Genomic DNA, 13,840 nt, shown 5'->3' with positions numbered 1-13,840 from the left:
GAAATCTATTTCAGCGCCTCACCCTATCTGATTCACAGACTAGAGGAAGAAGCAGCGCGTTACATTCACGACCCCTCCAATTTTGCAATGCCACAGACCCAAACTGAAGCAGACTACTATTAAATAGCAAATTGGTTTGATAAACCCTTGATGAATTGGGAATTGGGAATTGGGAATTGGGAATTGGGAATTGGGAATTGGGAATTGGGAATTTTAACGGGTTCCCTCGCTCCGTCTGGAAACCGATGTCCAGAGGCTCTGCCTTGCTTTGGGAGCATAAAAATTGGAGGCAGAGCCGACCGCATTGGGTTCCCAGGCTCTGCCTGGTAACGAATAATTAAGTAAATCAACCTAATTGCACGTAAAACGCAATTTCTGTTATTTCCCCGACTTCTTTAAGAAGTGGGGGATATGTTTTTTCTGTCTAATTTAAGAAGCCAAAGCCACTTCTACAATTTCTTGCAATTCGCCCTTTTGATACATCTCGATCATAATATCCGAGCCACCAATAAACTCGCCGTTGATATAAACCTGGGGAATTGTCGGCCAGTTGGAATACTCTTTAACGCCTTGACGAATTTCCTGGTCGGCCAAAACATCAAGAGTTTTGTAAGGCACTCCCAAAGTATTGAGAATTTGCACCACAGTATTAGAAAAACCGCACTGGGGCATTAACTTATTGCCCTTCATAAACACCATGATTTTGTTTTGCTTAACCAACTCGTCAATTCTTTGATGTGCTGTTGTACTCATTGTAGCTCCTAATATTGTTTGAAAATTTTTCAACGTTGACTGACGCAGAAACCGCGTTTTTTAGGAAAATCTTTCGTTACAGCCATAGATTCCGGTAAAAAAACCGGGTTTTTGTGGTTTTTGTGCGTAAGCGGAGCAGTTGTATTTCAACCAACTCTTGACACCAGCACCAACTTGTGATATCAACTTGCAATTCAACAGTTAAGCAACTTGATTTTTAGCTTCCCATTCTGCGGGAGTTAAGGTTTCCAAGCCCAAAGCGTGGATGGCTTCACTAGCCATTGCCTGCTTGAGAGCGCCGTAAACCAGTTGGTGCTGCTGTACTCGGCTTTTTCCTTCAAAAGCGGCAGAGATTACTCTCGCCTGGTAGTGGTCGCCACCGCCAGTCAAATCGTTAACTTGTATTTTAGCGTCGGGCAACCCTGCCTGAATCATTTCTGCTACTTGAGACGGTGTAACCATTGGTTTCTCTGATAAACGGCTGTAATTTAGATTTTAGTGGAACTATTTTTTCGATGAGCTCGGCTGACTGCTGGCAGGCCGGGGAAAGGGCGCATCCACAAAACCCAATTCCAGTAACTGCTGGTAAGCTTTCTTACCCAAATCGCGAGTTGGCTGCTGCGATCGAATAATCTGAATCAGCAGGGGCACAGCCAGTTCGGGCTTATTTTGGGCCCGGTGTACCAACGCCAGCCGATAGGTAGCTTCGTCGCGCATTTGGGCAGTTTCTACAGCTTTGGCGCGGTGGCTTTCGGCCAAGCGGATGTCAATTCCGGCAAAACTGCTACCCAGTTGTTGGTAGAAGTTGGAGAGTTGATTGAAAATTTGGCGGGATTCTTGGAGTTTTTGACTGGCGAGTGCGTAATTCTGATTGGAAATAGCACTGCTGGCTTCTGTCATCAAACGCTGGCCTCCTTGGACGCTCAGCAAGCTGCTGTCTTGCGTCAGAGGGCGGAGATTGTTGGGGTCTGTGGGGTCGTCGGCAGGTTCGACTTGCGGTTGGTTCTCTGGCGCAGAAGGTTGTTGTGCTTGGACTTGGAGCGGTTGCAACAGGGTAAAAGCTGCGATCGCCCCGATCGTAATCCGGGCAGTGGAGCGAAGCCAGCAAACAGTTCCAGAGTATACCATGAAATTACTTTGCGCCTGTGCGCTTTAAAAAAATATTTAGCTTGAGCCGATCTTACCATTGGCGATCGCAACCGGCTAAGTGTAAACCAAATTTGTTGAAAAGTCAAAGGGTGGGCGATCGATTTTGGATTTGAGATTTTGGATTGAACAAGGAAATCGCGGGGGATTGGACAGATCCCGGCAATCTAGTCCGGGACGCAGAAACCCGGTTTTTTTAGCTAAATACTGCCTTTGAGACTTTAAAAATGGTGGAAAACCCGCTTTCTTTGGTTTTCATGGGTAATATCAAATCCGTTGGCATCGTCCTGTATTCATCTCTCTCTTCCCTTTCTCTGTATCCTCTGTGTTCTCTGCGGTTTAATCATTCCGATACAACCGGAATGGATATAAGTCCCGATCTAATTCAACAATCGAACGAACCACGAATATCCCAATTGAAAGAACAGCTTACGGTCAACTGCTGGCGAAATCGCAACCTAAGCCCATCCTGAACGAAGAAGATGACGATCTCGCCCTCGCAGAAGTCGCATCCCTAATGTCCCAGGAAGAATTAACTCTAGAAGAAAAAACTTTACTGAGTCTCTGGGCGCTGTCGATCGAAGAATACGAAGCCAAATATTACCCAATTCCAGAATCGACTCCCCGAGATATCCTATGACACCTCATCAAAGTTCGCGAACTAAAACAAGCCGATTTAGTGGCCGTGATTGCGTCAAAAGGAGTAGTCTCTGAGGTGGTTAATGGCAAACGGGCGATTAGCAAAGCCCAAGCTAAGACGCTGGGAGAATTTTTTAATGTTAATCCTGGTGTGTTTATTTGAGTGAGATGTTGCACCATTCTCGCTTAACAGGCAAGATGCCCGTTCCACGAGAAAATTTATCTTTTGTGGAACAGGCAAGATGCCCACCCCACAAGAAAATTTAGTCTTCGCTTCACAGGCATCCTGCCTGTTAAGCGAGAATATAGTAAGACTGGAGTGAAATTAAACAAAAGCATTTCTGATGGTACAACCAAACAAACCGACCTCCGACACTCTCCAAAACTATCAAGGAATTGGAGTACCCGATGAAAGTCTGGCAGTGATTTTGCAGCGCGGCGGCGATGAATTGCTGCTGTCAAAAGCGGACGATCGCTTTACGATTCGCCCCTCACCAACAGCATCAGCCTCAAACGATTGGGCCGCAACAACAGGGGCAAAACTCAACCGCCGCATCGGCCAAACCAATCTCGAAGAATATCTCGTTTCGCCCGATCGCCTAGAAGCAGCAATGCAAGCAGCCCGCACCAGCGATGCCGTAGCTTTTGCCAGCCACGTCTATTGCCCCGCGAACAATCCGAGTACATTCTTTTATTTAACCGACCAAATTACGATTCAATTTGGCGAACAAGTAGACGAACAATTGCGAAAGGGGATCGCCAATGCAGCAGCTTTAAAAATAGTCCGACCAGTAGAAGGAATTCCCAACACTTTCGTCTGCCAAATCACAAAACAAGCAACAGAAAACCCGGTCAAAATTGCCAACCGCCTGACAAGATATCCAGAAGTTCTCGTAGCAGAACCAAACATTGTAGTAGAGACGCAGCAGCATTATACGCCCCGCGATCCCCTTTATCCCAAACAGTGGTATCTCAACAACAAAGGCGGCAAGGAACTTGTCGGCGGCGCTCAAATTTATGCAGAACCAGCTTGGGACATGACTCGCGGAGTTCGATCGATCGTAATTGCCATCGCCGACGATTCAGTTGACATCACCCACCCAGATTTTCAAGGCCAAGGCAAAATCGTCTCACCCATCGATTTCAAAGAGGGCGACACTTCCCCCATGCCAGTCGCCGACTCAGACAACCACGGCACAAGTTGTGCAGGCGTCGCCGTTGCTGAAGAAAACGGCAAAGGCATTGTCGGCGTCGCCCCCGGCTGCGCCCTGATGCCCATCCGTACCACGGGTTTTCTCGATGACGATTCTGTCGAAAAAATATTTAATTGGGCGATCGAAAAAGGTGCCGCCGTCATTTCTTGCAGTTGGGGGCCTTCAGCAGTTTACTATCCCCTTTCCCTGCGGCAGAGTGCCGTCATCACCAAAGCAGCAACCCAAGGGCGGGGCGGCAGAGGCTGCGTTATTCTGTTCGCTGCGGGCAATGCCAACCGCCCAGTCAACGGTACTGTTAACGAGAAAGGCTGGCCCGACAACGTCCTGGGCGGTCAAACTAGATGGCTGGCAGGATTTGCCGTTCACCCAGACGTAATTGCCGTCAGCGCTTCCACTTCCCTCAACAAAAAAGCAGCTTACAGCAATTGGGGCACCAGCATCTCGGTTTGCGCCCCCAGCAACAACGCGCCGCCGGGAACTTGGTTGCCAGAAACCGGATTTATCGGCACGCCGCCGGAGGTGACGCAGTATTTGCCCGGTTTGGGGGTGTTTACTGCCGATCGAGTCGGGCTTGCCGGCTACGATTCGGGGGACTACACAAATACCTTTGGGGGTACTTCCAGCGCCACTCCAGTAGTCGCTGGGGTTGCAGGGTTGATACTTTCGGCCAACCCCCGTTTGACGGCGCGGGAAGTGCGGGGAATTCTCGAACAAACTGCTGAGAAAATTGTCGATCCCGATCCCGATCCCCAGTTGGGCAATCGCATGGGAAATTACGATCCTAACAACGGTCGCAGCGATTGGTTTGGTTACGGGAAAGTGAATGCTTTTAAAGCTGTGCAAGCTGCAGTGAGAAAGGGCGGCGGCAATCCAAATATCGGGGGTCTGGTGTTCAGCGATATTTCTGGACATTGGGCACAGAAGTTTATTGAAGCTTTGGCGGCGGCGAATATAATTAGCGGTTTTCCTGACGGTTCTTTTCGGGCTGATGACAGTTTAAACCGCGCTCAATATGCGGCGCTGTTGGTGAGTGCGTTTAGTCCGATTCCGAGGTTGCCGGCTACAAATTTTATTGATGTTTCTGCTAGTTTTTGGGCGAGAAGTGCGATCGAACGGGCAAATCGGGGGGGGTTTTTGGCGGGGTTTCCGGGGTTGAAGTTCGGCCCGAATCAGAATTTGACTAAGGCTGAGGCGATCGTGTCTTTGGTTAACGGTTTGGAACTTAAAGGGGGCAATCCTGATTCTTTGAAAGTTTACATCGATCGTTCTCAAATTCCTAATTATGCTTTGAGTGCGATCGCCGCAGCAACTGCTTTGAAGATTGTGGTTAATTATCCTTCCCGCGATTGGCTTTCGCCGCAGCAGGATATTACCCGCGGTGAGATTTCGGTTTTGATTTACCAAGCTTTGGTGGCGATTAATCGGGCAAAAGCGATCGATTCTCCTTACATTGTCTAATGGCAATTGGTTCGTAGCAAGAACTTCCCTCCTCTTCCCCGCGAGGAGACAAGCAGCAACCAGCACGACACGGATAAACACGGATACACGGAGGATAGCCAAATTAGCCAATTACCTAAACCTCAGATGAGTCAAACCATCCGTGTATCCGTGTCAAAATCCGTGTAGTGCTGTGCTTTCTAGAGAAAAAAATTTTCTGTCTGGGTGAATTTTTTGGGTGCTATGCCAAAATAAAGAAAAAAGCATCTCAACAATTGGATATAAAAAAATGGGCGAAAAGATTCACGCTCCACATGAAGACCTAACTTATCGGATCATAGGTGCAGGTATGGCCGTTCACAGACAGCTTGGGCCTGGTTACAAAGAAGCAATTTATCAGGAAAAACTCGAACAACAACTGACAAAAGAGGGAATCGCTTTTGAGCCACAAAAAAACCTTCCCGTTTACTATAACGGGCAATTACTTGGTTTGTACATTCCAGATTTTATTATTGAAAACAAAGTTATTCTGGAAATCAAAGCCTTCGCTACACTTCATAACAAGTATTTGGGACAAGTCATTACTTACTTAAATCACACGGCTTTACCCATTGGTTTATTAATGAATTTTGGTGACAGAAGACTGCTATCGCGGCGTGTATTTCCCTCACCTCAAGCTACTGAGTTTCGCGACAACCATCAGTGGATATTTGTCCCTGACTGGCTGCAAGCTCAAAAACGAAGTCAAGAAGAGACTCCGTTTTAGACCCAGATTGCGCTAATCAGTAGCGAATAGTAAGATGATTCAATTCATCCGTGTATCCGTGTCAAAATCAGTGTCGTGCTTACACCTAATTTACCCTCGCAAATCCCCCAAAGCTTTCAATGCAAATTGTGGCAAAGCTAACATCCTGCGCCACCGCCAAGGTTCTTGATAAAGCCGGTACAGCCATTCTAAATGATTGTCGCAAAACCAAGCAGGCGCGCGGTCTTTTTTTCCCGCCCAAATATCGAAACTGCCGCCTACTCCCACCCAAATTGACTGAGGGCAAAGGTGTCGGTGTTCGGCAATCCAAAATTCTTGGCGCGGCACTCCCAATCCTACAAAAATTAGTTTTGGCTGCATTTTGTTGAGGCTTTCACGGAAGTCTTTTTCTTCATCTGCGGCCAGATAACCGTGTTGAGAAGCAATCGACAATCCGTTAACCTTTTGCTGCCAAGTTTCTGCAGCAGCAGCCGCTACTCCGGGGAAACCTCCATAGAAAAATACTGGTTGCGAATCCGGCAATTTTCCGGCTGCTTGCAGCAGCGATTCTGCTAATTCAATCCCCGGATAGCGCTGGGCCGGTTTGCCGCGCAGCCTCAAGTACAGCACCACTCCCGAACCGTCGGGAATCACGAGTTCAGCAGAGCGAATTACATCCGCTAAAGCCGGATTTTGCTCGGCTTGCATCGCCATTTCAGCATTCAGCGTCACGACGTGACTTCCCAATCCTTGATGCAGGCGCTGCATCAGCCAACCTGCATAATCATCTAATATGTGAACTGGTAGTCCCAGCACTGAAAATTGCGGGCGCGATCGATCCATATTTTTTTCTTTGAGATTCCTACACACCTAGTTATTTAAATTAGCTTAGATTGGCGATCGACGCTAGAGCAGTCTTGGACGCAAAAAACCCGGTTGGTGCCACCAACAGTCTGTTAAGTAATCGTTCGGTGGCCCAGAAACGGGTTTTTTTGTAAGCGACGGGTCGCGCAAGTTGATTAGAGTTGGCCAGCCAAGTGCGATCGAGCATTAGTGTTCGATTTTTTTGACCGACCCGTCAGCGTACCATTCCATAGGTACTAGCTCAATTTTACCATTGATTTTCACTGTAGAGTAGACAACTTTCACGAAAGGAACGCTGTTGTTATTGTGGTTGTGGGTAGACATGACTGTTACCTTCTTGTGTTTGGATAACTTGAGAAAAGATCTAATCTCTGATATATTTAAAAGTCTATTCCCCCCAAATCTACTCGCATCAGGAAAAACAAGGAAAACGAAATGGCGATCGCAAAAACCCAGCGGGAAACCAGGTTAGATTATTACTACCAGCAAATCAAAAACATCATCCTCAAGCGCCAAAATCCAATTACTGGTTTGCTGCCGGCGAGTACGGCCGTTAACGCTCACGGCGACTACACCGATGCCTGGGTGCGCGACAACGTGTACAGCATTCTCGCGGTTTGGGGTTTGGGTTTAGCTTACCGCAAAATTGATGCCGATCGGGGCAGGACATTTGAACTCGAACACAGCACAGTCAAACTGATGCGCGGCTTGCTGTTTGCGATGATGCAGCAATCGAGCAAAGTAGAACGTTTTAAAAATACTCAGTCGCCGCTAGATGCCCTGCACGCTAAATACAATACTCAAACTGGAAGTATTGTTGTCGGTGATGACAAGTGGGGACATTTACAGTTAGACGCTACATCTATATTCTTATTAATTCTTGCTCAAATGACGGCTTCCGGGCTGCACGTAATTTTCACAATAGATGAAGTCAATTTCGTGCAGAATTTAGTTTACTACATCGGTAGAGCTTACCGCACGCCGGATTACGGAATTTGGGAAAGAGGCCATAAAATCAATCGCGGTAATGCAGAATTGAACGCCAGTTCAGTTGGCATGGCCAAAGCAGCGCTGGAAGCAATAAATGGGTTAGATTTGTTCGGGATTAAAGGCTCTCAAGCATCGGTTATTCACGTTTTGCCAGACGAAATTGCCAGAAGTCGCATTACTTTGGAATCACTTTTGCCTCGCGAATCTAGTTCAAAAGAAGTAGATGCTGCTTTATTGAGCGTGATTAGTTTTCCGGCTTTTGCTGTTGAAGATCGAGAATTAATAGAACGGACTCGAAATAAGATTATTGACAAATTGCAAGGAAAATACGGCTGCAAGCGGTTTCTGCGGGACGGACACCAAACAGTGTTGGAAGATGCCGATCGCCTGCACTACGAACCCACAGAATTAAGGCAGTTCGATCACATTGAATGCGAGTGGCCGCTATTTTTCACTTATTTATTCTTGGACGGCATATTTCAGGGAAATCAAGCTCAAGTGCAAGAGTACCAGCAGCGTTTGGAATCTCTGGCAGTCGATCGCTCTGGTTTGCCGCTGCTACCCGAATTGTACTACGTCCCCGCCGAAAATATAGAAGCAGAAAAGCTAAATCCCAGCAGCCAGCAGCGCTTACCGAATGAAAATATTCCCCTAGTTTGGGCGCAAAGTCTGTATTTTCTCGGTCAATTGCTGAACGAAGGATTAATCGCAGTTGGCGACATCGACCCGCTGGGAAGGCACCTGTCAGTGGGTCAACACAGAGAACCTTTAGTGCAAATTGCACTGTTAGCTGAAGACGAATATTTGCAAGCAGAATTAGCCGCTAACGGTATTGCGGCGCAAACCCCAAAACAGGTAGAACCAATTCAAGTCCGCCAGACTAAAGAATTATCAGCTATTTACACGCAAATTGGACGAAACGACCAATTAGGCTTAACCGGCCGCCCCGTGCGCCGTTTGCGGAGTTTAACAACTTCTCGGGTGTTTAAAATTCGCGAAGAGGCGATCGTATTTCTCCCCTCATTTTTGGACAGACAAGAATTTTACCTAACTCTAGATTACCATTTCCTAGTATCTAAAATCAAAAGCGAAATAGCTCACATTCACCGCCACTGGTATCAGTTGGGACGCCCCACGGTAACGCTGATGTTGACTCATACCATGCTGGAAACCGGCCGGGAAGCGCTGCTGGAATTAATGAAGGAACTCCGAGACGGACTCTCAGAAAATACGCCTGTAAAACTGGGAAATCTCAAGCAGTTAATGCTGACCGCTGGCACCGAGAGAATTGATTTCATGCACGATTTTGAATTTACCGAATCTCCGGTGACAGGTGCAGTAGAAACGCGCAGCTATCTAACTTACAAGCATGAAAAAACTTGGCCTTTGGGTCACACGCAAGAATTCAAATTAGAGTGCGAAACTAATACTCAATTCTTGCTAAGTAGCCTGCGCGATTCAGAAAATTTGTACGAACAAATTGAGTTGCTGCACACGTTAGTTCGCCTCAAAGGATTAAATTTTGATACAGGATTTGGAGGTGCAGAACAAACAGTTAAAGTAGTGGATTTGCTCAACGAAGTTTATACAAAAGCTGGAGAAAGTTCGCAATCAAAAATCCAATGGGCAGTCATCCGCCATGCCGCAGGTTTGCTGGACAAAGTTGATATCAGCTTGTCCGATGCGGTGACAGACATTTTGGTGCGGCAAAAACAGATTGCTGTGGGGAAAGCCTACAGCGAAGATTCGATAATTTCGCGGCCGGGATCTTACACGGAAGTGATGGACAAAATTCGCCAATTCTGCGGAGAAGACATTCGCGATCGAGTTCTAACTCAAGAAGTTCTCATCTACCTAGGCTTGCTAATTAAAGCCGAACCGCAGTTATTTAAAGGCCTGCTGACGCTGAGAGTTAGCTACTTTATTTTGCTTTTAACAAGCGAATTAGCCCGCGAGTTGCGAGTTACGCAAAATGAAGCTTACGAATATTTAATGCAGCTAAGTCCCTTTGAAATCAAAAATCGCCTGCGCCAAGTGTTGACAGAATACGAGGAAATGAATCAAATCCTCAAACAGCAAGAATCCCTGCGCGTCAAACAGCCGGAAAAAGATATTGAATGGGTAGTAGTGCCAGTTTCCGAAGAACCGCAAATGCCTGCGGGAGGATGGCGCCGGAAGCGGCAAATGGAAGGTGCAGTCAATCGCGTACCGAAGGATTTTTATCCGAGTGTGTGGGGACTGCTGCGGCACTGCAAAGGCTTGATAATTGGCGACAAATTAGAGCGGCGCAATCGGTTAGATAGCCATATCATTTTATCGGAAATGACGCCTGGGGAAAAGAATTTCGCGCTACAAATTGAGCATTTGCTAAATAAAATTGTGGCGCCAGAATACCGACAAGTCAATATTGAGGCGCTGATGGAGTTGGCCGCAATTGGCCAGCGCAACCCAGAATTGCAAGTAGAAGAATATATCGTTTTAGATGTATTAGTCGGTCACGCAGTGCGGCTGAATTGGCAGGGAAAACACCCGGAAAGAGCGGACAGGTATGATGAAGATAAAGCGGCGGCTTGGCAAGGTTTTTACAATACTTCACCTTACGTTTGTGCGAGTCACGTACTCGATGCTTTCCGATTCTTAACCCATTTTGGATAGACAGGAATAAAGCAAGCGTGTCACACTCAAATCGAATTGTAGGGTGCGTCAGATGAAGTTCTATAACGATTATCGAGTTTTTCCGGTCTGACGCACCTTACTCAAATAGAATTGTTTATGCTTTAGCTAATTGGCTGAATAGTTTGGGAAGGTAAGGTAATATAGATTTATGAAGTAGCCACGGCTTGACATGAAACTACCCGATCGCATCACAACTTATAAATACCCGATTAAAAGTCAGGTAGAACTCGAAGCGGAGTTTAATAGCCTTGCAGAAGAATGGCGTGCCCAGACAAGGATGCTGTCATTGGTTACACAAAAGTCAATGCACCCAGCTTATCAAAGAATTATTGGCATGGGACAGCCTGTTGTACCGTTAATTTTTCGCGATCTCGAACAAAAACCCGATCATTGGTTTTGGGCGTTGAGGGCAATTACTGGTGATAATCCGGTAAAACCAGAGCAGCGCGGTCGAATGAAACAAATGGCTCAAGCGTGGATACAATGGGGAAAAGAACACGGTTATGAATGGTAGGCTGGAATATCGCAAACTCTTGAGATTTCCTAATTTAGAGAATACTGAATATGAAGTAACAAGTGAAGAAACAGTAGATTATAATTGCTTTGCTTTCGTAGCTGGCGAAGAGGACTGTAGATGGGACCCGGTAGACCCAGATGGATACTGGCCCGATGGTGTACCAAGAGAGTTAACGTTGGATGCTTTTATCAAGGCTTATCAAACTATTGGATATGAATGTTGCGATAATGGTGAGATTGAACCGGGATTTCAAAAAATAGCAATATACACCTATAACGGTGAACCGCAGCACGCTGCAATACAAGAAGAGAATGGTATGTGGAAAAGTAAATTAGGGGATTGGGAAGATATCCAACATGAATTAAAAGGCTTAGAAAATCCTAATTATTATGGGGTAGTTCAACAAATTTTAAAACGACCTGTAAATCTACTAAAGTAGATCGAGTATCTGCAACAATTTATGCAATAATTTATGCTTCAATACGGTTCACTTAAGGAAAATTGTAGCGAAAATGTTGGGCGGAGTGAAACGGAGGGTTCGTTCCTCAACCCAACCTACGCACTGCTGGCTACAATCAAGTATTTTCGTAAAAAACCCGGTTTCTGGGCCCCCATGCGTGCAGGACTGTAAAAGTCGCGCTCGACCTTTTTGTAGTATGGACTGAAGTCCTTTCTTCGCCAAGTCATCAGCAAGGACTAAAGTCCTTACTAGAAACATATTTCACTTTTGTCACAAGTCTAGTCAACAGAATATTTGCAGTAAAATAATGTCAGCTATTAGCTCAACTACCCGCGTCATAATCAAAGCATACTTAGAAGTTTTCATCGAAAACCTTGTCAATGAATACAGAGGACGGCTAATACCGAAACTTGATATTCCAGCAGCATATTTATCAGGCCAATCCTCTACAGAGCAATCCGAACTATTACAAACTGCGATCGTGCCGTCAGAGTTGCTACGGATTAACGAGTTTGAAAGAGGTTTCAGCAGCCGTTTGGGCACAACTTATGAAGAATGTGCAAAACTCATTGCTTTGGAACATCACCAAGAAGCAAGCAGAAGCTATGAAATTTCTGGCGAAGTTAGCATAGAGGCTATCCATGAAATTGAGCGTCAGCTAGCGCTATTTGAGCAGTCAGCAGACAAAAATGAAAATAAACCTGCTTTTGAAGAAATGATAGAAGCTGTTCTTGAGGCTCAAAAAACTAACCATTTAGTTACGCGATCGGTCAAAGCAGATTTGTACGTGCTATCTCATGACGGGAGGAAATTTTTATTTGAAATTAAAGGGTCAAAACCCAACAAAGGACAATGTTTGGAGGTCATTCAACGACTGCTGAGATTTCATTTACTTTGCGGACAGTCTCGCCCCGCTGCTCAATGTTATTATGCTATGGCTTACAATCCTTACGGGCCAAATCGTTCAGATTATAAATGGTCAGCGGCAAGGAAGTATACGCCCTTTGAACAAGCTGTAATTATGGGAGATGAGTTTTGGAATATTATAGGGGGAGAGACTGCCTACGAAGAACTTTTGGATATATATCAAGAAGTCGGGCGGGAGAAGGGTAAGTATATGCTTGATGCTCTTGCTTTTGGATTTTAGTAAAGTACAATTTTCATTACAGCAATATCTAAGCTTGAGGCTTAAACGTGTGATTAACAACAAACCGATAACTATTAGCCTATTTACGGGAGCATACGGTTTAGATTTAGGTCTAGAAAAAGCAGGATTTCAGACAGTAAGTTTAGTAGAAATCGAGCCTGATGCTACCAAAACAATCTCTCTAAATCGTCCTCATTTATCCGTATCTGCTGTACCGAGAGATATTTGCGAAGTCAGCGCTAAAACTTTATTAGAAGAAGGCGGACACATCTTAGGTTTAGATAGACCTCTACGCGCTGAAGAAGTAGATTTAGTGACTGGTGGCCCCCCGTGCCAACCCTTCAGCACAGCCGGAAAACGGGGGTCTGTTGGCGATCCGCGCGGCAGCTTATTTATGGATTTCATACGCATTGTTGACGAAATCAAACCGCGCTTTTTTATCATGGAAAATGTTAAGGGATTGCTGTCAGCTCCGATTCGACATCGACCTCACGATCGCCGAGGTTTAGGTTGCCCCCAGTTAGAAGCTGATGAGATGCCCGGTGCAGCTTTACAAGTGATTTTGGCAGAGATGAAACGCATTGGTTATGAAGTTGTGTATGATTTGCTCAATACTGCTGACTACGGCGTTCCTCAAGTTAGAGAAAGAGTAATTTTTATTGGTTATAAGGGTAATGATTCAGTTACTTTACCCCTCCCAAATTACAGTCAGAAAGGTACTGGTAAAAAACCCAAATGGCTGACGCTTAGAGAAGGATTAAAAGATTTAGTAGATTCTCAGCCAGAATTTGTCCCTTACTCAGAAAGTCGCGTCAAGTATTTGCGCCTGTTAACAGCAGGTCAAAACTGGAGGGATTTACCCAGCGAATTAAAGCAAGAAGCAATGGGAGGAGCTTATAAATCTGAAGGCGGTAAAGTTGGTTTTTATCGACGCTTAGCGTGGGAGAAACCATCGCCTACTGTGACCACGAGTCCTCATCAAAAGGCTACAGATATGTGTCATCCCGATGAATTGCGTCCTTTGAGTGTAAGGGAGTGCGCCCGAATTCAAACGTTTCCAGACGATTGGGTTTTTTATGGCTCAACTGCTTCTAAATATCGGCAAATTGGGAATGCAGTTCCGGTATTATTGGGAGAGGCGATCGGTAAGTACCTTTGTCAGGTAATTAAGGGCGATCAAGTTAGAGGAAGAGAAATAAGTCAACAGCTTTCTCTTTTCAGTTAACTAATATTTAAAATAGAGTTGAGGAGA

Annotated in this window: 14 protein-coding genes; 9 read left to right on the top strand and 5 right to left on the bottom strand. The window is 45.7% G+C overall.

The genetic code is table 11. The features are described 5' to 3' along the window. Positions 1–3 precede the first annotated feature (3 nt). On the top strand, positions 4–123 hold the full coding sequence (locus OSC7112_RS42225; RefSeq protein ID WP_397319608.1) for a DUF6761 family protein: 120 nt from the start codon (positions 4–6) through the stop codon (positions 121–123). A gap of 306 nt (positions 124–429) precedes the next feature. Here OSC7112_RS42225 and grxD read toward each other — a convergent pair whose 3' ends face one another. From grxD to OSC7112_RS27095, 3 genes are all read right to left on the bottom strand, one after another. Then, complete coding sequence (gene grxD / locus OSC7112_RS27105; RefSeq protein WP_015178882.1) at positions 430–753, bottom strand: Grx4 family monothiol glutaredoxin; 324 nt, start codon at positions 751–753, stop codon at positions 430–432. Between the two features lie 201 nt (positions 754–954). After that, on the bottom strand, positions 955–1,215 hold the full coding sequence (locus OSC7112_RS27100) for a BolA family protein (RefSeq protein WP_015178881.1): 261 nt from the start codon (positions 1,213–1,215) through the stop codon (positions 955–957). A gap of 42 nt (positions 1,216–1,257) precedes the next feature. Beyond that, complete coding sequence (locus tag OSC7112_RS27095) at positions 1,258–1,881, bottom strand: hypothetical protein (RefSeq protein ID WP_015178880.1); 624 nt, start codon at positions 1,879–1,881, stop codon at positions 1,258–1,260. A gap of 535 nt (positions 1,882–2,416) precedes the next feature. On the opposite strand from OSC7112_RS27095, the gene OSC7112_RS41970 reads away from it, so the two are divergent. The 3 genes from OSC7112_RS41970 to OSC7112_RS27080 all read left to right on the top strand — a co-directional run bounded on the left by OSC7112_RS41970 (position 2,417) and on the right by OSC7112_RS27080 (position 5,955). Beyond that, positions 2,417–2,539, top strand: a complete 123-nt coding sequence (locus OSC7112_RS41970; protein WP_263053559.1) for a hypothetical protein — start codon at positions 2,417–2,419, stop codon at positions 2,537–2,539. A gap of 343 nt (positions 2,540–2,882) precedes the next feature. Further along, on the top strand, positions 2,883–5,210 hold the full coding sequence (locus OSC7112_RS27085; RefSeq protein WP_015178879.1) for a S8 family serine peptidase: 2,328 nt from the start codon (positions 2,883–2,885) through the stop codon (positions 5,208–5,210). 268 nt (positions 5,211–5,478) lie between these two features. Next, positions 5,479–5,955, top strand: a complete 477-nt coding sequence (locus OSC7112_RS27080) for a GxxExxY protein (RefSeq protein ID WP_015178878.1) — start codon at positions 5,479–5,481, stop codon at positions 5,953–5,955. Positions 5,956–6,045: 90 nt separating this feature from the next. Here the strand turns inward: OSC7112_RS27080 and OSC7112_RS27075 are convergent, their stop codons facing one another. Together OSC7112_RS27075 and OSC7112_RS40240 are read right to left on the bottom strand one after the other, a co-directional pair. Next, positions 6,046–6,777 (bottom strand): WecB/TagA/CpsF family glycosyltransferase, encoded by a 732-nt coding sequence (locus OSC7112_RS27075; RefSeq protein ID WP_015178877.1) that lies wholly within the window; start codon positions 6,775–6,777, stop codon positions 6,046–6,048. Between the two features lie 207 nt (positions 6,778–6,984). Beyond that, a complete protein-coding gene (locus OSC7112_RS40240) occupies positions 6,985–7,122 on the bottom strand; it encodes a hypothetical protein (RefSeq protein ID WP_015178876.1) in 138 nt (45 codons plus the stop codon). A gap of 111 nt (positions 7,123–7,233) precedes the next feature. Between OSC7112_RS40240 and OSC7112_RS27070 the strand changes: the two genes are divergently transcribed. From OSC7112_RS27070 to OSC7112_RS27045, 5 genes are all read left to right on the top strand, one after another. Next, the gene (locus tag OSC7112_RS27070) at positions 7,234–10,443 is read left to right on the top strand and encodes a glycoside hydrolase family 15 protein (protein ID WP_015178875.1); all 3,210 of its coding nucleotides are present in this window, start codon (positions 7,234–7,236) and stop codon (positions 10,441–10,443) included. 190 nt (positions 10,444–10,633) lie between these two features. Continuing rightward, positions 10,634–10,978, top strand: coding sequence for a hypothetical protein (locus OSC7112_RS27065; protein WP_015178874.1), 345 nt, complete (start codon positions 10,634–10,636; stop codon positions 10,976–10,978). Further along, complete coding sequence (locus OSC7112_RS27060) at positions 10,968–11,420, top strand: DUF7689 domain-containing protein (protein WP_015178873.1); 453 nt, start codon at positions 10,968–10,970, stop codon at positions 11,418–11,420. The genes OSC7112_RS27065 and OSC7112_RS27060 overlap by 11 nt, the downstream gene beginning before the upstream one ends. Positions 11,421–11,748: 328 nt before the next feature. After that, the gene (locus OSC7112_RS36230; RefSeq protein WP_015178871.1) at positions 11,749–12,588 is read left to right on the top strand and encodes a TdeIII family type II restriction endonuclease; all 840 of its coding nucleotides are present in this window, start codon (positions 11,749–11,751) and stop codon (positions 12,586–12,588) included. Positions 12,589–12,637: 49 nt separating this feature from the next. Further along, positions 12,638–13,813: a DNA cytosine methyltransferase gene (locus OSC7112_RS27045; RefSeq protein ID WP_015178870.1), complete on the top strand. Its 1,176-nt coding sequence runs from the start codon at positions 12,638–12,640 to the stop codon at positions 13,811–13,813. The last annotated feature ends 27 nt before the right edge of the window (positions 13,814–13,840 follow it).

The sequence above is a fragment of the Oscillatoria nigro-viridis PCC 7112 genome, from assembly GCF_000317475.1.
Classification (GTDB): Bacteria; Cyanobacteriota; Cyanobacteriia; order Cyanobacteriales; family Microcoleaceae; genus Microcoleus; species Microcoleus nigroviridis.
Note: the sequence above shows the minus strand (reverse complement) of the source record. Positions and strands in the feature narration are given on the sequence as shown.